The sequence below is a fragment of the Actinoalloteichus spitiensis RMV-1378 genome (assembly GCF_000239155.1).
Lineage (GTDB): Bacteria > Actinomycetota > Actinomycetes > Mycobacteriales > Pseudonocardiaceae > Actinoalloteichus_B > Actinoalloteichus_B spitiensis.
In genome coordinates, this window is the sequence record NZ_AGVX02000738.1 from 1 (window position 1) to 8,527 (window position 8,527).

Annotated in this window: 7 protein-coding genes; 6 read left to right on the plus strand and 1 reads right to left on the minus strand. The window is 74.6% G+C overall.

Annotated elements, in window-relative coordinates; translation table 11 throughout:
- Positions 1–199 precede the first annotated feature (199 nt).
- The 3 genes from nadA (at position 200) to nadC (ending at position 3,841) form a co-directional block, all read left to right on the plus strand.
- On the plus strand, positions 200–1,216 hold the full coding sequence (nadA, locus tag ACTIDRAF_RS0224695; protein ID WP_016701343.1) for a quinolinate synthase NadA: 1,017 nt from the start codon (positions 200–202) through the stop codon (positions 1,214–1,216).
- Complete coding sequence (locus tag ACTIDRAF_RS0224700; RefSeq protein WP_016701344.1) at positions 1,213–2,850, plus strand: L-aspartate oxidase; 1,638 nt, start codon at positions 1,213–1,215, stop codon at positions 2,848–2,850. The genes nadA and ACTIDRAF_RS0224700 overlap by 4 nt, the downstream gene beginning before the upstream one ends.
- 115 nt (positions 2,851–2,965) lie before the next feature.
- Positions 2,966–3,841, plus strand: coding sequence for a carboxylating nicotinate-nucleotide diphosphorylase (nadC, locus tag ACTIDRAF_RS0224705; RefSeq protein WP_026066466.1), 876 nt, complete (start codon positions 2,966–2,968; stop codon positions 3,839–3,841).
- Positions 3,842–4,094: 253 nt separating this feature from the next.
- Here the strand turns inward: nadC and ACTIDRAF_RS0224710 are convergent, their stop codons facing one another.
- A complete protein-coding gene (locus ACTIDRAF_RS0224710; RefSeq protein WP_016701346.1) occupies positions 4,095–4,901 on the minus strand; it encodes a carbon-nitrogen hydrolase family protein in 807 nt (268 codons plus the stop codon).
- A 214-nt stretch (positions 4,902–5,115) separates the two neighbouring features.
- Between ACTIDRAF_RS0224710 and ACTIDRAF_RS0224715 the strand changes: the two genes are divergently transcribed.
- From ACTIDRAF_RS0224715 to ACTIDRAF_RS31170, 3 genes are all read left to right on the plus strand, one after another.
- Positions 5,116–6,702, plus strand: a complete 1,587-nt coding sequence (locus ACTIDRAF_RS0224715) for an ABC transporter substrate-binding protein (RefSeq protein WP_016701347.1) — start codon at positions 5,116–5,118, stop codon at positions 6,700–6,702.
- Between the two features lie 200 nt (positions 6,703–6,902).
- Positions 6,903–7,550 carry a ribonuclease domain-containing protein gene (locus tag ACTIDRAF_RS32260; RefSeq protein ID WP_016701348.1) on the plus strand — a complete coding sequence of 216 codons (648 nt, stop codon included), beginning with the start codon at positions 6,903–6,905 and terminating at the stop codon, positions 7,548–7,550.
- Positions 7,551–7,767: 217 nt separating this feature from the next.
- Entirely contained in the window at positions 7,768–8,283 is a 516-nt protein-coding gene (locus ACTIDRAF_RS31170; protein WP_016701349.1) for a barstar family protein, read from the plus strand.
- Positions 8,284–8,527 lie beyond the last annotated feature (244 nt).

Consider the following 8,527-nt stretch of genomic DNA (forward strand, 5'->3'; position numbering starts at 1 on the left):
CCGGCGGCGGCCTGCCGCGCCGCCAGAGCAGCACCCGCAGGGACTTCTCGCGGTCGCGGCCCCGGACTCCGAGCACCGCCGCCAACACCTCGTGACCGGTCTGACTCACCTGGTTGATAGTATCCACCCAGTTTTCGATCGGAGGGCGAAAACCTGTGGGGCGGTGACCCACCCCGCAGGTCCCCTCGAGGAGGCCACCATGGTTGCGACCACCACGACCGACCCGGACCTGACCCCGTACGGCGGCGTGGCCGCCGACGCGGCCTGGCGGGAGGAGGTGCTGCGTCTGGCCGAGGAGCGCGACGCGGTGCTGCTGGCGCACAACTACCAGCTTCCGGAGATCCAGGACGTCGCGCACCACACGGGCGACTCGCTGGCGCTGAGCAGGATCGCCGCCAGCAGCACGGCGTCCACCATCGTCTTCTGCGGCGTGCACTTCATGGCCGAGACGGCGAAGATCCTCAGCCCCGAGAAGACCGTGCTGATCCCCGACGAGCGGGCCGGCTGTTCCCTCGCCGACTCCATCACCGCCGAGCAGTTGCGGGAGTGGAAGGCCCAGCACCCCGGCGCGGTGGTCGTCTCCTACGTCAACACCACCGCAGCGGTGAAGGCCGAGACCGACATCTGCTGCACCTCCTCCAACGCGGTGGACGTGGTGCGCTCCATCCCCGAGGACCGCGAGGTGCTCTTCTGTCCGGACCAGTTCCTCGGCGCCCACGTCAAACGGGTCACCGGCCGGGAGAACCTGCACGTCTGGGCCGGCGAGTGCCACGTCCACGCCGGCATCAACGGTCCCGAACTGGCGGAGAAGGCCGCCGCCAACCCGGACGCCGACCTCTTCATCCACCCCGAGTGCGGCTGCGCGACCTCGGCGCTCTACCTGGCCGGTGAGGGAGCGGTCCCCGCCGACCAGGTCAAGATCCTCTCCACCGGGGACATGCTCACCGCCGCCCGGTCCACCAACGCCAGCTCCGTGCTGGTGGCCACCGAGGTCGGCATGCTGCACCAGCTCCGCCGGGCTGCCCCGGACATCGACTTCCGCGCGGTGAACGACCGGGCGTCCTGCCGCTACATGAAGATGATCACGCCCGCCGCGCTGCTCCGCTGCCTGCGCGAGGGCCTCGACGAGGTCACGGTCGACCCGGAGACCGCCGAACGGGGCCGGGACGCCGTCCGGAGGATGATCGCCATCGGGCAGCCCGGCGGCGGGGAATGAGCACCGGCGACCAGGACACCCCGCGCTGGGAGGCCAGCGCGGACCTCGTGGTCGTCGGGTCCGGCGTCGCCGGACTGACCTCGGCACTGCGCGCCACCGGACTCGGACTGCGCGTGCTGGTCCTCAGCAAGGGCGAACCATCCGAGGGCAGCACCGCCTGGGCCCAGGGCGGCGTGGCGGTCGTCCTCCCCGACGGTCCGGACGGGGACACCCCCGACCGGCACGTCGCGGACACCCTCGCTGCCGGGGTGGGTCTCTGCGACCCCGGCACCGTGAACACGGTCGTCCGCGCGGGTCCCGCCGCCGTCGCCGACCTGCGGGAACTGGGCGCGGTGTTCGACCGAGGCCCCGACGGGCGGCTCGACCGCACCCGGGAGGGCGGCCACACGGCGTTCCGGGTGGTGCACGCCGGCGGGGACGCCACCGGGGCGGAGGTCGAACGCGCCCTGCTGTCCGCCGCCCGGGGCGGCCCGGCCGTGCTGCCCGGCCACACCGCCGTCGAGGTGCTGCGCGGCCGGTCGGGCGCCGTCGCCGGCCTGGCGGTGCTCGACGCCGACGGCGTGCCCGGCGTGGTCCGGGCCCCCGCCGTCCTGTTGGCCACCGGCGGCCTCGGCCAGCTCTACCGCGCCACCTCCAACCCGGCGGTGGCCACCGCCGACGGCATCGCGCTCGCCCTGCGCGCCGGAGCGAAGGTCGCCGACCTGGAGTTCGTGCAGTTCCACCCCACCGTGCTCTACACCTCGGCCGACGCGACCGGCAGCCGCCCGCTGGTGACCGAGGCCGTTCGGGGGGAGGGAGCGGTCCTCGTCGACGCCACCGGAGCCCGGGTGATGGACGGCGTGCACCCGCTCGGCGACCTGGCGCCCCGCGACGTCGTGTCCCGGGCGATCACCACCCACCTGGCGGGCGCTCCCGGCGGCGTCGACGACCACGTCTTCCTCGACGCCACCCACCTCGCCGGCGGTGCCTTCGCCCGCCGGTTCCCCACGGTCAACGCCGCCTGCCGCCGCGCGGGCATCGACCCCGGGACGGAGCCCATCCCGGTCGCACCGGCCGCGCACTTCTCCTGCGGCGGCGTCCTCGCCACCGTGCACGGCCGCACCAGCGTCCCCGGCCTCTACGCGGCGGGGGAGACGGCGAGGACCGGACTGCACGGCGCCAACCGGCTGGCCTCCAACAGCCTGCTCGAAGGGCTGGTCACCGGTCGGCTCGCCGCCGAGGCGATCGCCGGCGACCTGGACGCCGGACTGGTCGGCGGCCCCTGCGCCGTGGACCGGGCTCCCCTGCCCGCCACCGGCATCTGCGACCGGGACGTGGTGCAGCGGGTGATGACCCGGCACGCCGGCATCGGCCGGGACGCGGGAGGACTGGCGGCGGCCCGCGCCGAGATCGAGGCCCGGTCGGTGTCCCGCCCGCTGTCCTCCCGGCGGCTCGTGGAGGACGCCGCCCTCACCCTGGCGGCGACGACCCTGCTGGCCGCCGCCGCCCACCGGGCCGAGTCCCGGGGCTGCCACCAACGCCTGGACCACCCGGGACGCGAGGACGAGGCCTGGGGACGGTCCACGGCGTTCCGGCTCGACGTCTTCGGCGAGCCCATCGCCGTCGACGCCCCCAGCCTCGGAGCCGTCGCGTGAACCGCCGCGTCGTCACCGGCCCCCGCCCCGAGTCCCCCGGAACCATCCGCACGAGGAAGGTGCGATCGTGAGCACTGCCCCAGCCGCCCCCACCGGGGGAGCCCTGTCCGGCTCCGTGACCACCGACCTCACCACCGCCGGGTTGGACCCCGCGGAGATCCGGACGCTGATCGGCACCGCCCTGCACGAGGACCTGCGGTACGGGCCGGACGCCACCACCGAGGCGACCGTCCCCGCCGACCGGTGGGCCGTGGCCGACATCGTGCCGAGGTCGCCGGGGGTCCTCGCCGGGCTCCCCCTGGTCCGTGCCGTCTGCGACCTCCACCTGGGCCCCGGGGGCTACGAGGTGGTGGAGACGCTCTCCGACGGTGACCGCGTGGCGGCCGGCCAGCTGGCGATGCGCCTGCGCGCCCCCGTCCGGGGGCTGCTCACCGTGGAGCGGACCGCGCTCAACCTGCTCTGCCACCTCTCCGGCATCGCCACCGCCACCGCCGCCTGGGTGGACGCGGTCGCCGGCACGGGCTGCGTCATCCGGGACAGCCGCAAGACCCTGCCGGGGTTGCGGTCCCTCCAAAAGTACGCCGTGCGCCGGGGCGGCGGGGCGAACCACCGCATGGGCCTGGGGGACGCGGTCCTGATCAAGGACAACCACGTGGTCGCGGCCGGGTCGGTCACCCACGCGCTCGCCGCCGTCCGCGAACGGGCGCCCGAGCTGCCCTGCGAGGTGGAGGTGACGACCCTGGAGGAACTGGACGCCGTGCTCGCCGCGCGGGCCGACGAGGTGCTGCTGGACAACTTCACCGTGGAGCAGTGCGCGGAGGCGGTGCGGCGGCGCGACGACGCGGGCGCCACCGGGACCCGGTTGGAGGCCTCCGGCGGCCTCACCCTGGCGGTGGCCCCCGCCTACGCGGCCACCGGGGTGGACTCCCTCGCGGTGGGAGCGCTGACCCACTCCTCCCCGGCCCTGGACCTGGGGCTGGACCTGGACTGACCCCGTGCCCGCCCGCCACCTGACCGTCCGCCCGCGGCGATCAGGTGGCGCCTTCCTCATCCGAGGACGACCCGGTGGACGACCACCACCAGCAGCGGCCACCGCCCGTTCGCGGATCCCAGTGGGCGGCGGCGGTCCGAGACCGGCGTCGTGCGGCGCCAGGTCGTAGGACAACGGGGGCCGGCTGGCGCCCCGCTGGGTGGCCAGCACCGCACCGATCAGCGGCACCACCGCAAGCCCCGCCGCCGGGGGATCAGAGCCGCTGGTTGGCCAACACCGGCACCGAGTCCCGGGCGTCGGCCACCCGGGCCGAGTCGATGCCCGCCAGCACCACCTCGGGCGCGGACCCCGCCGCGACCTGCACCGTGCCCAACGGGTCGACCACCATGCTGTGCCCCACCCCGGTGGGCGCCCGCCCCCCGGCCTGCTCGACGTCCGCACCGGCGGGAAGGGCCTGGCCGCAGGCCAGCACCCAGCTGGTCGAGTCGAGCGCGCGGGCCCGCACCAGGAGTTCCCACTGGCGCAGCTTCCCCGGCCCGGCGCCCCAGGACGCGGGTACCACCACCGCCTCCGCCCCCTCCGCGGCCAGCCGGGTGAACAACGCGGGGAAGCGCAGGTCGTAGCAGGTGGCGAAACCCAGCCGCATGCCCTCGACCTCGACGCTGACCAACCGATCCCCCGAGGCGACCGTCGCCGACTCCTGGAATCCGAACGCGTCGTACAGGTGGATCTTGTCGTAGTAGGTGTCCACGCCCCGGCCGGTGATCAGCAGGGTGTTGGTGACCCGGTCGTTCGGAGCCGGGGTGAACATGCCGGCGACGACGAGCAGCTCGTACTGGGCGGCGATCCGGCGCACCTCGGTCGCCCACCGCCCTTCCAGGCCCTCGGCGAGGGGGCGCAGCGGAATCCCGAAGCACGCCATCGTCGCCTCCGGGAAGACCACGACCTGCGCACCGGCGGCGGCCGCCTCAGCCGCGCCGGACCGGACCAGCTCCAGGTTGTTCCCGGGATCCGGTGTCGTGCTGAGCTGGCAGAGAGCCACCCGCAACGAGCCCGCCATCATCCACCTCGCCGTAGCCGTCGTCGTGATCGGACCCTCCGATCCTGCCCCACTCCGCGTTCAGCGCGCCGGTTGGACCGATCGGGCGGGCGAGGAAGACCACGGCCGGGGGAACCGAACTCTCCGTCCGTACCCGCGGGACCGCCCTGCGTGGTCCCCGCCGCGCTGGCGACCAGCGTCGGACTCGCGGCGGGACTCGCCCTAGAGTTGGCGGGTGTTCGTCCGCCGCAGGCCCGTGGCCATCCTCGCCCTGTCCGCCGTCGCGTTCGCCACCGGCTGCACCACGCCGACCTCCGAGCGGACCGACGAGGTGCGGGCCGGCGACTCGATCGTGCTGGCCGACGTCGCCGAACCGACCACCCTCCACCCGTTGCTGGGGTACGCCGAACAGGGCAAGGGCAAGTTCTACGACGGCCTGCTCACCCACGACGCGGAACGGGTGGCGCGTCCGGCCCTGGCCGTGGAGGAACCGGAACCGTCTCCGGACGGGACCACCTGGACCGTGCGACTGCGCGAGGACGTCACCTTCCACGACGGCTCCCCCTTCGGCGCCGAGGACGTCGTCGCGACCTACCGAGCCGCGCTCGACCCGGCCACCGGATCCCCGGCGGCCGCCGCCCTCGACGTGGTCGAGTCGGTCACCCGACTCGACGACCACACCGTCCAGTTCGACCTGCGCCATCCCCACGCGGGCTTCCCCGACCTGTTGGTGCTGGGCATCGTCCCCAGTGAGGACGTGACCGCCGGCCCCCTCACCGACTCGCCCCTGAACACCCAACCCGTCGGAACCGGCCCCTACCGGCTCGTGGAATGGACCCAGGGCGAACGGATGGTGTGGGAGGCCAACCCGGACTACTGGGACGGCGCACCCGAGATCGACCAGGTGACGGTCGTCTTCGGGCTCGGGGTGGAGGACAGGGTTCAGGGGGTGGGGGACCGGGAGCTCGACGGGGCCGTGCTCCTCCCCTGGGAGGCCCGGGACCTGCCCGACCAGACCGGGCTGGAGGTCGTCCACCACGACAGTGGGGAGTTCCGGGCGGTGACACTGCCCTCCGAGCACCCGGTGGCCGGCGACCCGAGCATCCGCCTCGCGTTGAACCTGGCCGTCGACCGCGCCGGCATGGTGGACGACGTCCTCGGTGGGCACGGGCAGCCGGCGTACACCCCGTTCCCACCCACCCTCCCGGAGTTCGTCGAACCCGGGGCGACCTTCGTCCACGACGTCCCGCAGGCCCGTCGGATGCTGGAGAACGAGGGCTGGGACCTCGACGACGGTGACGAGGTCCGCGTCCGGGAGGGGACACCGGCCCGCTTCACCCTGCTGCACCCGGTCGACGACCCGCTGAGCGCCGAGCTGGCCGCCGCGTTCGCGGAGGCGGCGGCCGAGATCGGCGTGGAGGTCGGGGTCGAGGAGCTGCCCTGGACGGACATCCTCCCCCGGGCCGACCGGGACGCCGTGGTGGTCAGCGGGGGAAACCCCCTGGACCCCGACTTCCAGGGCTATCGGTCGCTGCACTCCTCCTCGGCCACCGGGGCCAATCTCGGCCACTACGCCAATCCCGAGGTCGACGCCGCGCTCGACGCCGCCCGCCTCGGCCTCGACCAGGCGCAGCGCACCGCCCACTACCGGGCCGCCCAGCGCGCCTACGTGGCCGACCCCGGGCTGGTGTACCTGGTCTTCCCCCGCCACAGCTACCTCCTGGGCCCGGGGTGGGCCGGCTACCAGCGGGTCACCGAGCCGCCAGACCACGGGATGACCTGGGGCCCCTGGTGGAACCTGGAGGACTGGACCCGGAACTGAGCACGTCGTGACCTCGCGGAGGCGCAGGCACTCGGCACGGGCACCTCATCGGTGCCCGTGCCCACGCGTGGTGGCACGAGCGGCACGCGATGTCCTGACGGGCCCCGGCCTCCGATCGACATCACCTGATCAGGGGCTCCGGGGGTGCACGTCTTCCTCGGTGTGATCAACTCACCTACCGTGGTCGAGCGAGGACGACGGTGACCGCGCCCCGACCGGAGAACCACCACCAGGGACTCGGAGGCAAGCAGGTGAGCGGCATGTTGCGCAGGGACCGCACCCGGAACACCGTCGCGGGCGACGCGACCTCGAGAGCCCGGCACCCCCTCGTCCGGGACCGCGACCCGCGTCCTTCCCGGGGTGCGGGTCCCTCACCCCGCCGGGGTCGGCGAGCCGGGGCCGCCCGTACCCGGCCGCCGGGGCCGATCACCGCGCTCCTCCTCGCCGTGCTGACGGTGGGCGCCGCCGCCTGCGCGCCAGCCGCGCCGCTCGTGGGGAACACCCACTCGACGGCCGACCGCCCGGGTTCGTCGCTGCCCGTCGACGAGTTCCCGGACCAGGTGGGTCGTGCGTGCGGGATCTGGGCGGACCTGAGCTGGCCGGTCAACGACCAGGCCGTGGACCACCCGGCCGGTGGCGGACTCGTGATCCGGGGCGGGAACCAGTACCACAACTACGGGGAGGACCTGCCGCTCGAGGGGTCCTACCGGGAGTACGACGTCAACCCCCGTCCGCCGGGACAACGCCGGGACGCCGAGCGGCTCGTCAGGGACCGGGACACCCACGAGGTCTGGTACACCGCCGACCACTACGAGTCCTTCCGGCGGATCTCCGGGGGGTGTGGATGATGACGGGCACGACGAGCCGGCCGTCGGCTGCCAGCCCGGTCCTCGAGAGCCACGGCCACGGACCGGCCACGGCGCCGGTACCCCGGCGCCGACCCGGCCCCGGAACCGCCGAGGGCTCCGCGGCCGCGCCGGCGTCCGCGCCCTGATCCCCGACCGCGCATCCCACCCCGCCCGCGCCGGTCGGCCGCCCGACCAGCCCCAGCCGAGGACTCCCACCATGACTGAGCCACTGGACGCGCCCGTACTCCCCGGACACGGGTGGGCGGAGCTGGCCCTGGACGACGAGATCACGACTGCGGGCCGGGACGGCGGGTGCGGCGGGACGCCTCGCGGCCGCTGGACCGTCGACGGCCGGCACTGCGCCACCCGGGCGCAGCTGTTCGACGAGTGGTCCAGGGCACTGGGGTTCCCCGACTACTTCGGCCGCAACTGGGACGCCTTCGACGAGTGCCTGTCGGACCTCCTCGTCGGCGGCGCCGGGTTCGGCGTCCCGGAGGCGGGACAGGGTTCGTGCGAGGAGATCACCGTGCGGAACGCGGAGAACCTCCTGGTGGCCGAACCGGTCGCCGAGCTGACGACCTTCATCAGGGTGTTGGACGCGGTGGCGGGCCTGACCCGACCCGAACCGGACGGCCCCGGGCTGCGCGTGCTCTTCCGGACCTCCACCGACGAGGCCGGCGACCTCCGCGACCGGCTGCGGACGGCCGCTCCCGGCCGGCAGGAACGGCGGTAGGGGCACCCGGCGGTCGGCCGGCGCGAGTGGACCACCCGCCCCGCAGCCGAGGTGGGACGGAGCACGCACCACCCCGGTCCCTCGCTACGCGCCAGCGCCTCCGACACCGGGGGACGGGGGAGCACGGGAGCACCGAGGGGCGTCCGGTGCCCCGGGTGGCCCGGGTACCTCGAACCGGCGTGACGGGTGCCCCCGCTCCACCTCGCCTCCGCCCCGGACCCCGTGGCCCCGAGGAGGGGTCCAC